This is a genomic window from Tissierella pigra (genome assembly GCF_009695605.1).
Taxonomy (GTDB): Bacteria; Bacillota; Clostridia; order Tissierellales; family Tissierellaceae; genus Tissierella; species Tissierella pigra.
Genome location: NZ_VUNQ01000025.1, coordinates 1 through 15,863, shown reverse-complemented (window position 1 = coordinate 15,863; position 15,863 = coordinate 1). Strand labels below are relative to the sequence as shown.

Genomic DNA, 15,863 nt, shown 5'->3' with positions numbered 1-15,863 from the left:
ATATATGCTAAAAATAAAAAGCAATATTAAAAAAACATTTGAAAAAAGTAATTTTACGCATGGTTTATATTTAAGCTTAAAGAGGATATACCGTCAATGCTTGTTAATTATTCCAGATGAGATATTTGCAAAATATCGATATTATAAAAGAACTGGAAAGAAGTTAAACTTGACTAATCCAAAGACATTTAATGAAAAATTATGGTGGTTAAAGTTAAATAATAAAGATCCTTTACTTACCAATTGTTCAGATAAGGTAAAAGTTAGGAAATATGTAGAAGAATGTGGTTTAGGACATATATTGAATGAAATTTATGGTGTATATGATAATGCTAACGATATTGATTTTGATAATTTAGAAAATGCATTTATCAAAACCAATCATGGATCTGGAACGAATATTATTTGGGATAAAAACAGACAATTTGACAAACAAAAGTTTAGAAATATTTTCAATAAAGCCCTAGAACATAATTATTATTTAGAATCAAGGGAATGGAATTATAAAAATATCGAACCTAAAATCATAGTAGAAAGAATCTTAGAAGACAAAGAAAATAAATCGTTAATTGATTATAGATTTTTATGTTTTAATGGTGTTGTTAAAATAATTTTTGTAGATATTGAAACAGCGGCTGAAGATGGCTCACATAGTCCTCATGCTAAAAGGAATGTATATGATCGTAGTTTTAATTATTTAAATATCAAAGTAAAGAGAGAACCATTTGAAAAATCTCTAGTTTCTAAACCAGATAATTTTAATAAAATGGTTGAATATGCTGAAATATTATCTAAACCTTTTCCATTTTGTAGAGTTGATTTATATAATATTAATGAAGAGATTTATTTTGGAGAGATAACATTTTATCCAGGAGGTGCAACCCAGATAGTAGAACCAGAAGAGTGGGAATTAAAAATGGGGGAATGGATAGATTTAAAAAATGAAAAAATTATATTGGAGAACGAATAATGAAAAATATTGCAATAATTATATCAAGCCTAAAAGGTGGCGGTGCAGAAAGAGTAGCTTCTAATATAACTATAAATTTATCAAAAGAAAAGTACAAAGTGTATTTGATTTTATTTGATAGTACCTCAATGGAATATTCTTATGGTGGAGAACTAATTGATATTAATATTAAGGCTAACAATAATCCAATTAGTAAGGTTTTAAATTTTATTAGAAGATATTTTAAAATAAAAGAAATAAAAACTCAATACAAAATTGATATAAGTATTAGTTTTTTGGGGGGACCCAATCTTTTAAACATTTTAACCAAAGGTAAAGATAAGGTAGTAGTTTCGGTAAGGGGATATACATCTAGAAAATCTAAAGGGATTTATCCAAAACTAGGTAAATACCTTATTAAAAAAACATATAATGATGCTGATGCAATAGTAGGAGTATCCAATTTAATAAAACATGATTTAGTAACAAATTATAATATTGAGGAAAAAAGAGTATTAACAATTTATAATCCATATGATTTAAAAAAAATTGAAATGCTTTCTAAAGAAAAGATTGATGATGTATATGAGAATATATATAAAGAGAAAGTTGTTATAACCGTAGGAAGACTTAATCATTTAAAAGGGCATTGGCATTTAATAAGAGCATTTAAGAAAATTAATGACAGTAACAAGGATATTAAGTTAGTTATACTTGGAGAAGGAGAATTAAGAGAATATTTACAAAGTTTAATTGATGATTTGAATTTAAGTAATAATGTTTTTTTATTAGGATTCAAATCAAATCCTTACAAATACATAAACAAATCCTCTATATTTATATTACCTTCTTTATCAGAAGGTTTTCCGAATGCATTAGCAGAATCTATGGCATGTGGTATTCCAGTAATATCGAGTGATTGCAAATCAGGTCCTAGAGAAATTTTAGCACCAGAAACAGATATAAACTTACAGTCCATGAAAATTGAATATGCTCAACATGGAATTCTTGTTCCAGTTTGTGATGGCAATCAATATAATCATGAAGAACCACTTACAAAAGAAGAGGACATAATGGCGGATGCAATTTTAGAATTACTAGATGATAAAGAACTATATGAGAGATATACTAATGAAGCATTGAAGAGAGTAAGAGATTTTGAAATTAATACTGTAATAAAAGAATGGGAAAATGTTATTGATTAATTTTATATTGGATGTGATGAAAACATGAAAAAAATAATGAATTATATTTCATTAATAATATATTATGCTATTGGAAACAAAATCCCTAATAAATTTGGCGGAGTAAAGTTTAGAAGAATTTTGGTTAAAAACATATTCAAAGAATGTGGTAAAAATGTAAATATATCTGAAAATGTTTATTTTGGTACTGGTAAGAATATTGTTCTATATAACAATGCTGGTATTGGATCGGGAACAAAAATATTTGGGAATGGTAATGTGACTATTGGATCACATGTTACTATGGGACCTGAAGTAATGATTATCACTGGAGATCACAAAATCGAATGGTGTGAGAACGGTGAGAAGATTAATAGCATAATTATTTCCAATGTAAAAATTGGGAGTCATTCATACATAGGAGCAAGAGTGACAATATTGCAGGGAGTAACAATAGGTGAAAAATCAATAGTTGGTGCATGTTCATTAGTAAATAAAAATGTTGACGTTAGCAGTTTGTTTGCTGGCGTACCTGCCAAGAAAATAAAGGATATTTAAGAGAAAACACTTTTCAAGAATCAATAATGGAGGACTAATTAATGGAATATTACATTAAAAAAAATAAATATTTATTAGGCATATTATGTATTTTTATGATAATTATAACTCACCTATTTGGTGAGTTGGGTCATTCAGATATAAGCTCTATAATTTTCTTTATTACTTTGTTTGGCTTAATATTATATTTAAGTGATATGAAACTTTTATTAAAAAGTCTAATAACTATTAACTTTATATCTTGTATTCTTTATGCTTATTACATGTATAGCAATAATATTATTAATTTTCCTGATACTTTAGGTTATCTTAGTGTTTTAAACAAAATGATAATTTCTAATTCAATATCTTTTAAACATGTATCAAATTATGCAGGAAGTTTACAGGTAGGTTATCATTATTTAAATTATTTTACTTATAAAATTTTCAATTCTGGGTTTTCATTATATTTAATAAATATTTTCATGTACATTTTATCAATATTATTTTATCATACTCATTTGCGAAAGAGATTTAATAACAGTATAGCGACTATATCTACAGTAGTGTTAACTGTAAGTATGTATTTAACAATATTTACATCAGATATATTGAAGGATTCATTAGTGCTTTTTTTGTCTATGTTATCTTTGCATATATATGATAAATTTATTGATGTAAAAAAACGCAGGCTAATATTTTTTTTAATAATAGTTTTAGGTTCGTTAACAACGACAAGAATATACTCAGGAGTAGGATTTGCTGTAGGAATTCTAGTAGATTTTTTTATTCTACAAAATAAAAAGCTTAGTATAAAAAAGTTGTTCTTTTTTATAACTTTAATAATTGGCTTAGTATTAATTAGTCCATTAAAGGCTCATTTTGACATGGGATTAAGATTTATAAGTCGTATTAATATGTCGTCCAGTTTTGTTATAAATATAATTAGCTCAACGATTACATTTTTTTTATCGCCACTTTTTTGGAATATGACAACAGAAATTAGCGTATACACACCGATTATTTTAGACTCAATGTTTTTTTTAATATTTAGCCCATTGTTATTAATTTATTTATACAAATTTTTTAGATATAAAGAATATAGGGAAAGAATGTATTTATATCTAATACCAATTTTAATTCATATTATTGCTCTTGGTGTTGAATATGGGAAAACAGCAATTAGACAAAAAATTGCTGTCTATCCATTCTTAGTACTTTTATATGTTTTTGAACTATATAAAATTTTCAAAAAGGTTAATACATATTAACGGGTAAGAATTAATAGTAACAGGAAAGGATTAGAAATATGTCAACTTCAAGTGAAACAACAAAATCAATTTTTATAATAATAATTTTTTCCCTAGGAAGTAAATTTCTTGGGTTCCTTAGAGAAATCCTAATAGCTGCAAAATTTGGTTCAGGTATAGAAACAGATACTTATTTTGTTTCTTATGGATTAATAGCATTAATAATGGCGATTTTTACTAACACTATTACAACAACATTCATACCTGTGTTATCAGAAATAGAAACTAGAGAAGGCAAACAAGGAAAAATTAAACATACTAATAATATGATCACTATTTTATCTTTCGTTTCAATAATTTTAGTTATAATTTCTTGGTTTCTATCACCAAATCTTATAAAATTGACAGCTAAAGGCTTTTATGGAGAACAATATAATCTTGCAATTGAATTGTTAAGGATTGGCCTACCAGTAGTTATTTTTAGTAGTATAATAGGAACACTAACGGGGTTTTTACAAAGTGAAAAAAGACACTTTTCTTCTGCAGCAATTGGGATTCCTTTAAATATTGTGTATATATTTTTCCTCGTGTTTTTATCATCAAATTTTGGAATTAAAGGGTTTATGATAACTACGGTAATTGCAGTTATATCACAGCTACTTATTCAAATTCCTGAGGCTAGGAAGACTGGTTATAGATATAAATTTGTATTTGATCTAAAGGATGAATATATAAAGAAAGTACTATATCTAAGCATACCAGTTTTAATAGGTGTAGCTATTAATGACTTAAATGTTATTGTCGATCGAACGTTAGCTTCCGATTTAGTAGAGGGAAGTATATCAGCATTAAATTATGCAAATAAGTTAAATGGTCTGATTCTTGGTGTATTTGTTACAGCTGTTACTACTGTTATTTTCCCATTATTATCAAAAGAGTCAAACAATAATAATATTAATGGGTTGAAGAAGATAATGAGTGATGGCGTTAATCTTATTTTACTAATAACTATACCTGCGACAGTTGGACTTGTTGTTTTAGCACAACCAATTGTGGAGATCGCATTTCAAAGAGGAGAGTTCACTATCAATGATACTATAATGACATCTCATGCATTGATATTTTATTCGCTAGGTCTTGTTTCTATGTCATTGAGATTATTGTTAAACAGGGTATTCTATTCATTACAAGATACTAAGACTCCCATGATAAATGGAGCTATATCTGTAGGGCTTAATATTATACTAAACTTAATACTTGTAAAATTTATGGCTCATGCTGGGTTAGCATTTGCTACTAGTATAGCTAATTCAGTTGCAACGTTATTAATGTTTTATGGACTTAAAAAGAAGATTGGATCACTAGGTACCAAAGGATACATAATTATTTTTATTAAATTGGGGCTAGCTTCTACTGTAATGGGTCTAATCGCATATTTTACTTATAACGGATTATATGGAATGTTAGGAGCATCAAAGCTATATAATTTGATTTCATTGTTAGCAGCTGTTGGATTAGGTGTAATTGTATATGGAGTATTGTGTTATGTATTCAAGGTGGAGGAAGTTAGAGATGTAATTAATAAAGTGAAAAATAGACTATTTAAATAGTTTAGAGGGTGCTTAGTATATGAAAAGAAAATTAATTTCTTGGGTTTTAGTAGTATTATGGATGATATTGATATTTTATTTATCTCATCAACCATCCACTGAGTCTAATAAATTAAGTATAGGAATAACTGAAAAAATAACTATAATAGTAGAAAAAGCTGCTCCTATTATAGATACAAATATTAGAAATTTTAATCGTATAATAAGAAAGAATGCACATTTCTTTGCCTATTTAATTCTAGGATTTCTGACTTTCAACGTCTTAAAAGATAGTGAGATAACCGGTGGAAGGGGCTTTATATTAGCATTAATAATATGTATACTATATGCCATATCTGATGAAATCCACCAATTATTCATTCCTGGTAGAAGTGGGCAAGTCATGGATGTAGTTATTGATGGCATGGGATCATTAGCTGGAATTACACTACAGCATCAAATTAGTAGTAAAATAAAAGGGAATTAGGATTTAATCTCTTCCTCATATTGCCTAATCTTCTTATAGGTAGTATTTCTACTTTTATAGCCTAATAATTTAGTAAATTCAACTGCTGTAATATTTCCTTCTTTCCATCTATTATAAAGACTAGGAAAATTCTTAGGTAATTCTTGGGGCTTCCTTCCCTTATATTTCCCTTCTTTTTTAGCTATGGCTATTCCTTCCTTCTGCCTTTGTCTTATTTTAACTCTTTCCTCTTCAGCAATAGATCCTAATACTTCAATAAGAATATTATTTACCATTTTAATAACCCATGAATTCTCGTCGGGGAGATCCATTAAGGTAGTAGGTATATCTAAAATTTTTGTTCTGACTCCTTTATCATTCATCCAGGATAATTCATCTTTAATCATTTCCTTATTTCTACCAAATCTATCTAGTTCTTTAACTATTAAAGTATCTCCTTCTCGGAGAATCCTTTTTAATTCTAAATAGTTATCTCTATTAAAATCCTTACCAGGCTGTTTATCAATAAAGATATTTTCATCTTTTAATTCTTTTTCATATTCTTTTAAAGCTTCAATCTGTCTCTGGGGATTTTGATCTTTACTAGAAACTCTTATATATCCAAATATCATTTTAATACCTCCTTGTGTCCTTTTTGAGTGGTTAAGATTAAGAGTACACTTTTAATAAGATTATAACTTAAAAAGGCATAGAAAACCATATATTTTTATAAAAAAGAGGTGTACTCAATAGAGTACACCCTAAGGGGACATGATATACGAAACAATATGATCACATGAAAAATTACAAAATAAATATTAACAAGTATAATCATATAGCTTATAATTAAACTGGAAATAAATAAAAGAAATGAAAACATATTTATAGAAAATATATGACATATGATAGAATATAACAAACATAATTTAAAAATACTATTGACAAACAAAATCATATTCCTTACAATAATATTAAAAATAGGTAAAGGATATAGGTGAATTTATGAAAATCTTAGGAGAAAAATTGGCTAAAGAGAGAAAGAAAAAAGGTATGACACAAGATGAACTTGCCAAAAAAGCTTATTTGAGTAAACAAACAATTTCAAATATAGAAAGAGGCATAACTAAAAATATTAATGAAACAGTATTAAACTTACTTTCTTTTGCATTATTTGTTACACCAGATTATTTAGTAGGAAAATCTGAATATCCGGATAAAAATAGCAAGGGGTTAATTGTACCTTATAGTATGCTACCTCCTTGGGATTATGATTTTGAAATCAAAGAACTGATGAAGGCACATTCAAATAATAGGATAGTTGAAACTCTTATTAGAAATATAATTCACTATTTAACATATGTAGATCACAGTGACTGTGGAGTAAAAATACTAGAAAATACAATAAGTATATTAAAAAAAGAAGATAAAAAGACTATAGATATACTATTAAAAATTACAAAAGGACTTAATGAGTAGTTAATTTATCATTCAATAACAAAGATAAGTTTTTAAATTAGAAAGGGAGTGATAATGTGGGTATTAGAGATTTTTAGAGGATGTAGTTTATTGTGTAGATATTACACGAATTTTTGATGAATTGAAATTTGACATACAAAAACAATTGTTGAATAGGTAGCTGAATTTAGAAAAATTATACTTGCCAAATCATTAAATAGCAAAAAATTAATTATCCAAAAAATAAATTATAGGGAGGTATTGTAATGAATACGGCATTAAGTCAAGAAAAAGTAACTTTAATTAATTGGTCGCCTACAAATTTTGTTGACAAAGATTCGTATCAAACTTCTAAGTATATAAAATGGAATATACATGATGCAATAGAACCTTGGAATTCCTTTGTTTTAGATATAGAGGAAAATGAAAAAATAGAAGAAAAACCGTATGCAGACTTAACTATATTAAGAAATAGGTTTGAACAAACAGTCTTTGATAATGTGATAGGAATTATTGAACCAAATGAAACAATGAATAATCTAGGTTGTAGTATGTTTGGATTGCCTTATGCTTCAGAAGCTATTGTTAATGGGGTTCAAAATATTAATAGTTATAAAGAACTCTCTAGCAATCTAAGCAACTTAAATACTATGAGAGGTGGCACTAAAGGCTTTAAAGGATTTGTCTTCGAAGAACTACATGCTACAGAAGCTACTTTAAATGGAAATATAACAGAAGTTATTAATAATAATGGAGTGGCTGATTTTATAATTCATAATTCAGATGGCTCTATATCATTTGGCCAATCAAAAATTGGATATGATAGACAAAATGTTGATTTTTCACAATATAAGGGACAAACAATAATTGTTGATAAAGGTAATAATTATCTTATTGATAAAGCTCATGAATCAGGATTAAATGTTATAGAATCAGAAGTATCACTAAAAGAAGCAGAAAGACTAGCTAGGGGAATGCAATTAGAAACAAGATTTACAGGCTCAAAATATTCTGTAGTAGCTCCAAAACTTAATTCAGCTATTAATATAGCGAAAGAGATGCACGATGTAGGATTAAAAACTGCGTTTAAAGGGTTACAATTTGGTGGAAGTTATAGTTTAGGTGGAAATATTATGGATGTCATCAATCAAGATAAAAATCTTGATGATGCAGTGTTTGATGTTATAAAAGATACTACCATTTCAGGTGGAGTGGGGTATTTGTCTGGTGCAGGTCTTTCTGCTCTTGGAAATACAGCAATTGGATCAGCTACTTTTGGGATGTTAAATACTGCTGGAGCAACGATTGCAAATACAGCTGTTGGAAGTGCATTTCTAGCAACAAATACTGCGATTAGTGGAATGGCTGCATCTGCCTCTTCAGTACTCCTTGGAGGGTTAGGTAGTGCTGCTCTTATAAGTACAATCTCTGCAGCAGCACCTGTTGTAGTATTTGGTACAGCATTAGGAGCAGGAATAAAAGTCTTTAAAAAATTATTTGGTAATTAAAATACTCTTTAAAATAATTAATCAAATTGATAAGGAGGAGTTTTGTTATGACAGATAAAAAAGAGACATTGGTTAAAAGATATGAATCAACTGCTGACCATTTCGAGAGAAAGGGAAAACGAGAATGGGCATATGCAAAAAATGATATGGGGGATCACCATTATGGAAGAGCAAAAGAGGCATTTGACAGAGCAAAAAGAAATAGAGAAAAAGTTGAAAAACTTAGGAATGAATAGTTCTGGTTCAGTAGAAGTACGAGAGCTACAAGAAAATAAGACTATAAAATGCACTGCATACTTCAAATGGGGCAAAGAAATATGGTATGAGGATGAAGCGGAAAATATAATAAGTGAAAAAGTCAGAGTAAAAAATCCTAGGAAGAGTTTAATAGATAGAATAAAATCATTACCTGGAGATTTAAAAAAAGCAAAGGAGATTTTTTTCTATCTTATAGATATATCTGAATAAATAATTGGATTGATTATGTTCCTAAAAATTTAAGCAAGGGAGGATATTAATATGCAAGGTATAACTATAACAAATGAGGAAAGGTTAAAGGCTATAAAATTAATTGAAGAAGGGAAAAGTATGGAAGAAATAATAAGTGAAGTAGGTCTTTCAAAACCATCAATTTATAAAATAATAAATCTAAAGGAAAATAACAGGATTGATGCAATGGGGAATATAACTGGTAAGCGTGCTAGATTTATTAAGGGTTATCCTACTATTATTATAAATCCAATTATATGTCTTATAAATCCTATTATATCTCTAGAGTAAGATTTAAAAGATCTAAGGAGAAAGACCTATGGAAAATAAAATATATTTAGCTATAGATTTAAAATCCTTCTATGCTTCTGTAGAATGTATAGAAAGAGGCCTAGATCCTCTAAAAACTAATTTAGTTGTTGCCGATAATTCTAGGACAGAAAAGACCATATGCTTGGCAGTATCCCCTAGTTTAAAGTCCTATGGAATAAAGGGTAGGCCTAGACTTTTTGAAGTAATTCAAAAGGTCAGGGAAGTTAATGCTTCAAGATTAAATAGACTAAAAACTAGGAAGTTTTCTGGTAAATCCTATGATTATGAAGAATTAAACAGCCAGCTAGACTTAGCCCTTGATTATATAGTGGCCATACCTAGGATGGCTTATTACATAGATTATAGTGCAAAAATATATAATATTTATTTGAAATATATAGCAGCTGAAGATATTCATGTTTATTCCATAGATGAAGTTTTTATAGATCTAACCTGCTACTTAAAAACCTACGGACTTGGACCTAAAGAATTAACGGAAGTAATATTGAAGGATATACTTTATACCACAGGTATTACGGCTACAGCAGGTCTGGGAACTAATCTTTACCTGGCCAAGGTAGCCATGGATATACTGGCCAAAAAGATGCCCTTAGAAGATAATTATATGCAGATAGCTTACCTGGATGAGATGTCCTATAGGAAACTTCTTTGGAGTCATAGACCTATCACTGATTTTTGGAGAGTAGGCTCAGGCTATGCTAAAAGATTGGAAAAGCAAGGCCTTTATACCATGGGGGATATTGCAAAGTGTTCCCTAGGGACGGAAAGTGATTACCTAAATGAAGACCTTCTATATAAGATATTCGGGGTAAATGCTGAACTTTTAATTGACCATGCCTGGGGTTGGGAGCCATGTACTATTGAAGATATTAAAAGGTATAAACCTGCTTCAAAAAGTTTAGGTTCAGGACAGGTCTTGCAATCCCCCCACAATTTTCATAAGGCTAGGCTAATTGTATGGGAAATGGCAGACCTATTAGCATTAGATTTAGTGGCCAAGGCTTATAAAACTACACAGATAGTTTTGAGAATAAGTTATGATAGGGAAAGTCTTCTTGATCCAAAGATTAAGCAGGGCTACAAGGGTGAAATTATTAAAGATGCCTATGGAAGATATAAACCTAAATCTGTCCAGGCTACTAAAAACTTTCCTACATACACATCTTCCAGTAAGGAAATTATAGAGGGAACTATGGAACTTTATGAGGAAATAGCAGATAAAAATCTTTTGATTAGAAAGTTAAATATTTCAGCAAATAAGCTTTTAAGAGAAGATTCTATAGAAAAAGAGGAAGGGCCAAGTCAATTAGACTTTTTTACAAACTATGATGAGGAAAAGTTAGACCAAGTTAAAAAGGAAGAATTTTTAAACAAGGAAAGGAAGGTCCAAGAAACTATCTTGTCTATAAAGGATAAGTATGGGAGAAATGCCATACTTAAAGGAGTAAATTTGGTTGAAGGGGCGACAACCCTAGATAGGAATAAACAGATAGGAGGTCACAAGGCCTAATGGAAAAATACAGGGATATAATCAATTTACCTAGGCCAGTATCTAAAAAGAGAAGGCCTATGGCCATTGGAGATAGGGCAGCACAATTTGCACCCTTTGCAGCCCTAACAGGCCATGAAAAAGCAGTGGAAGAAGTAGCCAGACTAACGGAAGATAGAATAGAATTGGACCAATATATGAAGGATGATATAAACAGAAAGCTTCAGTTATTACTAGATAGGGTTAAGGAAAGGCCTGAAGTAGAAATCTTATATTTTCAAGCAGACCATAGAAAAGAAGATGGAAGATATCTTCAGCTAAAAGCTAAACTTAAGAAAATAGATATATATGAAAAGTTACTTATTATGGATAATTTAACAGAGATTACCATAGATAATATTATTAAGTTAGATTTTTAATATATATCCTGGGAGTCTTTATTTATAGTATATTTATGGAATAACATATATTGGTTTAATATAATCTTGTTTGACATTCATACTATAACTAACTATAATTATAGTATGAATGTCAAGGGGTGGTATAAATGCTTCCAACAAATAAATTAAGGAATATTATTAAAGAATATGATGGAATTATAACTACAAATTTAGTTGAGCAAAAAGGTATTCATCGTGAATACCTAAATAGCTTGGTTAAATCAGGAGAAATAGAAAGAGTTAGCCATGGTGTATATATAAGTCCTGATGTATGGGAAGATATGCTCTATATCAATCAACTAAAAAGAGAAAAAATGATTTATTCTCATGAAACAGCCCTCTATCTTCATGATTTAACAGATAGAGATCCTTTGAATTATGTGGTTACAGTTCCACAAGGATATAATTTATCAAAATTAAAAGAAGAAGATTTTAGGGTCTATAGTATAAAAAAGGAATGGTTTGATTTAGGCATAATTACTAAAGAAACTGTATTTGGAAATGAAGTTAGGACTTATGATATAGAAAGAACAATTTGCGATATTTTAAGGGCTAGAAATAAAATAGATACAACTACTATAAGTGATTCACTTAAAAGGTATTTTTCCAGAAAAGATAAAGATTTGAATAAACTAATGAAATATGCCAAAGAATTAAAAATCGAAAATATTATTCAGACTTATACGGAGGTTCTACTATGAGTGTAGTTACAAAAAGGAAAATAAATTATTTGGAATGAAAAATTTAAAAAATAAAACATTACATATTTTATATGAGATGCAGGAGAAGTTTTATAATGAAATCATTGGAATATTTTAGTTTAGGGAAATAAATGAACGGAGTGATGAAATGAGCCAATTAACACAGTATATAATCGCCTTATCAAACCTTTATGGAATGGTCTATAAGGATAAGGTTTTAGAAGTTTATAATAGCCAGAATAAGGTCCAAGTTAATCTATCTGATATAGAGGAACTTTTAACCAGCCCACCAGAAGAGTTAGAAACTGCATTTATTTACCCTCATCAAGACTATTTTGTACATGAAACGATTCTAGAAAGTGATGACTTTGATTTGTTGTTGATTAAAAAAGGTGATAAACCATATTATGTTCCAAATAAAAATGAACTTCTAAATTATCTTGATGAAGCTTATTTTGAAAGAACTAATGAATACACCGCTCTTTTAAATTATGTAAAGAAAAACTTTTTTAGAAATGATGATGAGAAGGCTGAATGGCTATGTGAGGACATTCAGGGTAGATGTCAATTTGGAGCAGGCATACAGACTATTTTAGAAACCTTCAATGATAGAGGTATTAGTTTCTGTGATTTAGAACAGGTTAATGAAGTTACGCAACTTATAATAGATCTCTCCAATAACATTAGGATATGGGAAAATAATGGATTCACACCTCATGAAATATTTGAAAGGTTTGAGAAAATTCACTTAAGACCACTTCCAGATAAGCCATTTGATTTTAATACTAGCAATGCTAGAGATATAAATACCAGGCAGAAAATTGGTAGGAACGACCCTTGCCCTTGTGGTAGCGGTAAAAAATATAAGAAGTGCTGTTTAGGGAAAGACTATAATCAATTATAATTGATTATAATCATAAGAGGGCTCGCTTATAAATTTATCTAAAAATAAGTGATTAAATAGCATTAGGGATAAAAACCTTAGTGCTATTTTTTACCCAATTTAGATATTAATGAATATACTTTCTAAAAATGAGAATAGTAAAATTAGCTATTAAAATAATAAGAATTATGGTATACTAATTTTAATTAATGGTACACAAACACAACTATGTGTGTACCGTTAATTAAAAAAGGAGATGATGAATCATGGATATATTAAAAGATATATTTAATAATAGTGTAGTTTTGACAACTGCTAAATTAAATGAATATGGCATTTCCAATTATATGATTGATAGACTTCTTTCAGAAAATAAAATAAGCAGGGTAAGTAGAGGAAATTATATTTATAATGAGATCCATATATATGATTATGAAATAATATCATCATCTTTTCCTGAAGCTATTATATATTTAGAAAGTGCACTGTTACTTCATGAATATACTGAAAGAATCCCTAATGAATGGAAGATAGCTGTTGGTAGAAATATGAATAGAAATAAATATAATCTTGAATATCCTAAGATAAAGGCACATTTTATAGATGAGAGCATTTTAGATATAGGAGTTATGGAAATAGAGACTTATCTAGATGAAGAAAACCATAAAAATAAGGTGATTACTAAAATATATGATAAAGATAAAACTATATGTGATATTATAAAACATAGGAATAAAATAGATAAAGAAGTATTTAATTCTGCTATAAGAAAATACATTCAAGATAATGATAAAAATCTTAATAATCTATATAAATATGCTAGGGAACTAAATGTATTAGGGTTAGTGGAGACTTATATAGGAGTGTGGTTTTAGTGAATAATAATCCAGCAAGTATACTGGCAAAGTTAAAAAATGAATCGATAAAAAGAGATATACCAAGTCAACAAATGATTACCCTTTTCCTGCAAGAAGAATTTTCCAGGAGACTTGGTAAATCAGAATATAGGGACAAGTTTATATTAAAAGGTGGATTTCTATTATTTTCTTTAGGGGCAGGAGATACAAGAGCTACAATGGATTCTGATTATTTAATGAAACATCTATCCAACGAAGAAGAAAGTGTCAAAAATACAATTAAAGAAATTCTAGAAATAGATAATAATAATTCTATTATATTTGAATTTATGGGTATGGAAAGGATTACAGAACAAAATGATTATCATGGATTAAGAATAAAATTAATTGGGTCAATAGGACGCTCCAAAACTCCGATTTTTGTAGATTTAGGTGTAGGGGATGTAATAATTCCAGGGTCAAAAATTATTAAATTAGAAACTATTATAGAAGGTTTTGAAGAACCAGAAATAAGAGCTTATTCTATGGAAACAATAGTAGCAGAAAAGTTAGATGCAATACTATATTTGATGGAAGCATCAAGTAGAATGAAGGACTATTATGATATATATTATTTGGCTATTTCTAAAAATTTTGATGGTAATATCTTAAGAGAAGCCATACATAATACTTTTAAAAACAGAAGACACTTAGATTTTATAAAAAACATCCATGAAGTAAATAAGTTTAAGGAACGTGAAAATCTAAATAATATGTGGAATAGATTTATAGAAAAAGAAATAAAAATATCTATAGAATTTAATAAGGTAATAGATATTATACTTGAGCTTACACTTCCAATTTGCAGGTCAATAGAAGATAAAGAACAATATAATAAAACTTGGGACTTTAAGGAATTAAGGTACATTTAAATTTTATTATTTGCATAATAAAAGATAATAGGCAACCATTGTGTGTCTATTAAGCGTAGAAATATATTGCTGTTTCAAATAACAGTATTCTATGTAGTTTACGATGGATTTAAATGAAAACCACAATTTGGATAGAATATTTATATCTGAAATAAATCATTGGGATAGCATTAAGGATAAAACCTTAGTGCTATTTTTTTGCCGTTTTTAAAGAAAGAAAGACTATTTTATTAGAATTCCTTCTTGAAAAATCAATAAATTTTTCAAATTTCTATTGCTTATGCTAATATAATAGATTATAATATATGTATACAATAGTAAACCGTTGTAATATCAATGTAAACTATAATATACTATAGTAAACTATTACTAATATAGTAAACCTTAAAAAAGGAGGGCTAAAAATGTTTGAAAATCAAGCAAAAACTCTATCTTTTAAGACAAACGAAGAAGTATCTAACGCATTTGATAAATTAGAAGCTAGAATAAGGGAAACGGATAACACCTTAACAAGGGGAGACATCTTAGCAACAGTTATAGATGCAGCTGAAAAGGTACTTGTTACAGAGGACAATATAAAATTAGCTACAAGGGAAGAACTTAAACTTATAGACCAACATACTCAAAGACTAAAGGATATTTACCTATCTATATTTAAAAGGTCCGAAGATCATCAGGCCATGGCCACTAAAAAAATAAAGGATCTAGAAGCTAATATCTTAGAATTAAAAACTACCCTTAAGGTAGAAACAGAAAGCTTTAAAACAGAAATAGATATTATTAATATTGAAAAAGAGAACTTGATAAAAGAGAATGAAGAAA

19 protein-coding genes are annotated in these 15,863 nt (G+C 28.6%); 18 read left to right on the top strand and 1 reads right to left on the bottom strand.

Translation table 11 applies throughout. The features are described from left to right. The first annotated feature begins 4 nt into the window (after positions 1-4). The 6 genes from FYJ83_RS11785 to FYJ83_RS11760 all read left to right on the top strand — a co-directional run bounded on the left by FYJ83_RS11785 (position 5) and on the right by FYJ83_RS11760 (position 5,996). Positions 5-970 (top strand): ATP-grasp fold amidoligase family protein, encoded by a 966-nt coding sequence (locus FYJ83_RS11785; protein ID WP_154440778.1) that lies wholly within the window; start codon positions 5-7, stop codon positions 968-970. Beyond that, positions 970-2,154 carry a glycosyltransferase gene (locus FYJ83_RS11780; protein WP_154440777.1) on the top strand — a complete coding sequence of 395 codons (1,185 nt, stop codon included), beginning with the start codon at positions 970-972 and terminating at the stop codon, positions 2,152-2,154. The genes FYJ83_RS11785 and FYJ83_RS11780 overlap by 1 nt, the downstream gene beginning before the upstream one ends. Positions 2,155-2,178: 24 nt before the next feature. Then, the gene (locus tag FYJ83_RS11775) at positions 2,179-2,691 is read left to right on the top strand and encodes an acyltransferase (RefSeq protein WP_154440776.1); all 513 of its coding nucleotides are present in this window, start codon (positions 2,179-2,181) and stop codon (positions 2,689-2,691) included. A gap of 263 nt (positions 2,692-2,954) precedes the next feature. Continuing rightward, on the top strand, positions 2,955-3,941 hold the full coding sequence (locus FYJ83_RS11770) for a glycosyltransferase family 39 protein (RefSeq protein WP_195837990.1): 987 nt from the start codon (positions 2,955-2,957) through the stop codon (positions 3,939-3,941). A gap of 38 nt (positions 3,942-3,979) precedes the next feature. Next, entirely contained in the window at positions 3,980-5,530 is a 1,551-nt protein-coding gene (gene murJ, locus FYJ83_RS11765; RefSeq protein WP_154440774.1) for a murein biosynthesis integral membrane protein MurJ, read from the top strand. Positions 5,531-5,549: 19 nt separating this feature from the next. Next, positions 5,550-5,996: a VanZ family protein gene (locus FYJ83_RS11760; RefSeq protein ID WP_154440773.1), complete on the top strand. Its 447-nt coding sequence runs from the start codon at positions 5,550-5,552 to the stop codon at positions 5,994-5,996. Here the strand turns inward: FYJ83_RS11760 and FYJ83_RS11755 are convergent. After that, on the bottom strand, positions 5,993-6,607 hold the full coding sequence (locus FYJ83_RS11755) for a recombinase family protein (protein WP_154440772.1): 615 nt from the start codon (positions 6,605-6,607) through the stop codon (positions 5,993-5,995). The two genes, FYJ83_RS11760 and FYJ83_RS11755, sit on opposite strands and share 4 nt — an antisense overlap. 370 nt (positions 6,608-6,977) lie before the next feature. Here FYJ83_RS11755 and FYJ83_RS11750 point away from each other — a divergent pair, with 370 nt between their 5' ends. From FYJ83_RS11750 to FYJ83_RS11695, 12 genes are all read left to right on the top strand, one after another. Beyond that, a complete protein-coding gene (locus FYJ83_RS11750) occupies positions 6,978-7,451 on the top strand; it encodes a helix-turn-helix domain-containing protein (RefSeq protein ID WP_154440771.1) in 474 nt (157 codons plus the stop codon). A gap of 245 nt (positions 7,452-7,696) precedes the next feature. Further along, entirely contained in the window at positions 7,697-8,938 is a 1,242-nt protein-coding gene (locus FYJ83_RS11745) for a hypothetical protein (RefSeq protein ID WP_154440770.1), read from the top strand. Between the two features lie 47 nt (positions 8,939-8,985). Continuing rightward, the gene (locus tag FYJ83_RS11740) at positions 8,986-9,174 is read left to right on the top strand and encodes a hypothetical protein (RefSeq protein ID WP_154440769.1); all 189 of its coding nucleotides are present in this window, start codon (positions 8,986-8,988) and stop codon (positions 9,172-9,174) included. Further along, positions 9,101-9,406, top strand: a complete 306-nt coding sequence (locus tag FYJ83_RS11735) for a hypothetical protein (protein ID WP_195837989.1) — start codon at positions 9,101-9,103, stop codon at positions 9,404-9,406. The genes FYJ83_RS11740 and FYJ83_RS11735 overlap by 74 nt, the downstream gene beginning before the upstream one ends. Before the next feature lie 51 nt (positions 9,407-9,457). Further along, positions 9,458-9,718 carry a helix-turn-helix domain-containing protein gene (locus tag FYJ83_RS11730; RefSeq protein WP_154440767.1) on the top strand — a complete coding sequence of 87 codons (261 nt, stop codon included), beginning with the start codon at positions 9,458-9,460 and terminating at the stop codon, positions 9,716-9,718. Between the two features lie 28 nt (positions 9,719-9,746). Then, entirely contained in the window at positions 9,747-11,270 is a 1,524-nt protein-coding gene (locus tag FYJ83_RS11725; RefSeq protein ID WP_154440766.1) for a Y-family DNA polymerase, read from the top strand. Beyond that, positions 11,270-11,668 carry a hypothetical protein gene (locus FYJ83_RS11720; RefSeq protein WP_154440765.1) on the top strand — a complete coding sequence of 133 codons (399 nt, stop codon included), beginning with the start codon at positions 11,270-11,272 and terminating at the stop codon, positions 11,666-11,668. The genes FYJ83_RS11725 and FYJ83_RS11720 overlap by 1 nt, the downstream gene beginning before the upstream one ends. Positions 11,669-11,796: 128 nt before the next feature. Next, positions 11,797-12,390: a type IV toxin-antitoxin system AbiEi family antitoxin domain-containing protein gene (locus FYJ83_RS11715; protein ID WP_154440764.1), complete on the top strand. Its 594-nt coding sequence runs from the start codon at positions 11,797-11,799 to the stop codon at positions 12,388-12,390. Positions 12,391-12,538: 148 nt separating this feature from the next. Next, positions 12,539-13,294 carry a YecA family protein gene (locus tag FYJ83_RS11710; RefSeq protein WP_154440763.1) on the top strand — a complete coding sequence of 252 codons (756 nt, stop codon included), beginning with the start codon at positions 12,539-12,541 and terminating at the stop codon, positions 13,292-13,294. Between the two features lie 245 nt (positions 13,295-13,539). Next, the gene (locus FYJ83_RS11705) at positions 13,540-14,148 is read left to right on the top strand and encodes a type IV toxin-antitoxin system AbiEi family antitoxin domain-containing protein (protein ID WP_154440762.1); all 609 of its coding nucleotides are present in this window, start codon (positions 13,540-13,542) and stop codon (positions 14,146-14,148) included. Further along, the gene (locus tag FYJ83_RS11700) at positions 14,148-15,041 is read left to right on the top strand and encodes a nucleotidyl transferase AbiEii/AbiGii toxin family protein (RefSeq protein ID WP_154440761.1); all 894 of its coding nucleotides are present in this window, start codon (positions 14,148-14,150) and stop codon (positions 15,039-15,041) included. Before FYJ83_RS11705 ends, FYJ83_RS11700 begins: the two co-directional genes overlap by 1 nt. A 404-nt stretch (positions 15,042-15,445) precedes the next feature. Beyond that, on the top strand, positions 15,446-15,863 hold a 418-nt coding region (locus tag FYJ83_RS11695), incomplete at its 3' end, for a hypothetical protein (RefSeq protein ID WP_154440760.1).

Excerpts from the sequence above, each read along its gene's own strand:
- FYJ83_RS11760 (WP_154440773.1), top strand. The coding sequence starts at position 5,550 with ATGAAAAGAAAATTAATTTCTTGGGTTTTAGTAGTATTATGGATGATA.
- FYJ83_RS11775 (WP_154440776.1), top strand. The coding sequence starts at position 2,179 with ATGAAAAAAATAATGAATTATATTTCATTAATAATATATTATGCTATT.
- FYJ83_RS11780 (WP_154440777.1), top strand. The coding sequence starts at position 970 with ATGAAAAATATTGCAATAATTATATCAAGCCTAAAAGGTGGCGGTGCA.
- FYJ83_RS11755 (WP_154440772.1), bottom strand. The coding sequence starts at position 6,607 with ATGATATTTGGATATATAAGAGTTTCTAGTAAAGATCAAAATCCCCAG.
- FYJ83_RS11785 (WP_154440778.1), top strand. The coding sequence starts at position 5 with ATGCTAAAAATAAAAAGCAATATTAAAAAAACATTTGAAAAAAGTAAT.
- FYJ83_RS11720 (WP_154440765.1), top strand. The coding sequence starts at position 11,270 with ATGGAAAAATACAGGGATATAATCAATTTACCTAGGCCAGTATCTAAA.
- FYJ83_RS11730 (WP_154440767.1), top strand. The coding sequence starts at position 9,458 with ATGCAAGGTATAACTATAACAAATGAGGAAAGGTTAAAGGCTATAAAA.
- FYJ83_RS11705 (WP_154440762.1), top strand. The coding sequence starts at position 13,540 with ATGGATATATTAAAAGATATATTTAATAATAGTGTAGTTTTGACAACT.
- FYJ83_RS11770 (WP_195837990.1), top strand. The coding sequence starts at position 2,955 with ATGTATAGCAATAATATTATTAATTTTCCTGATACTTTAGGTTATCTT.
- FYJ83_RS11735 (WP_195837989.1), top strand. The coding sequence starts at position 9,101 with ATGGAAGAGCAAAAGAGGCATTTGACAGAGCAAAAAGAAATAGAGAAA.
- FYJ83_RS11740 (WP_154440769.1), top strand. The coding sequence starts at position 8,986 with ATGACAGATAAAAAAGAGACATTGGTTAAAAGATATGAATCAACTGCT.
- FYJ83_RS11725 (WP_154440766.1), top strand. The coding sequence starts at position 9,747 with ATGGAAAATAAAATATATTTAGCTATAGATTTAAAATCCTTCTATGCT.
- murJ (WP_154440774.1), top strand. The coding sequence starts at position 3,980 with ATGTCAACTTCAAGTGAAACAACAAAATCAATTTTTATAATAATAATT.
- FYJ83_RS11715 (WP_154440764.1), top strand. The coding sequence starts at position 11,797 with ATGCTTCCAACAAATAAATTAAGGAATATTATTAAAGAATATGATGGA.
- FYJ83_RS11745 (WP_154440770.1), top strand. The coding sequence starts at position 7,697 with ATGAATACGGCATTAAGTCAAGAAAAAGTAACTTTAATTAATTGGTCG.
- FYJ83_RS11750 (WP_154440771.1), top strand. The coding sequence starts at position 6,978 with ATGAAAATCTTAGGAGAAAAATTGGCTAAAGAGAGAAAGAAAAAAGGT.
- FYJ83_RS11710 (WP_154440763.1), top strand. The coding sequence starts at position 12,539 with ATGAGCCAATTAACACAGTATATAATCGCCTTATCAAACCTTTATGGA.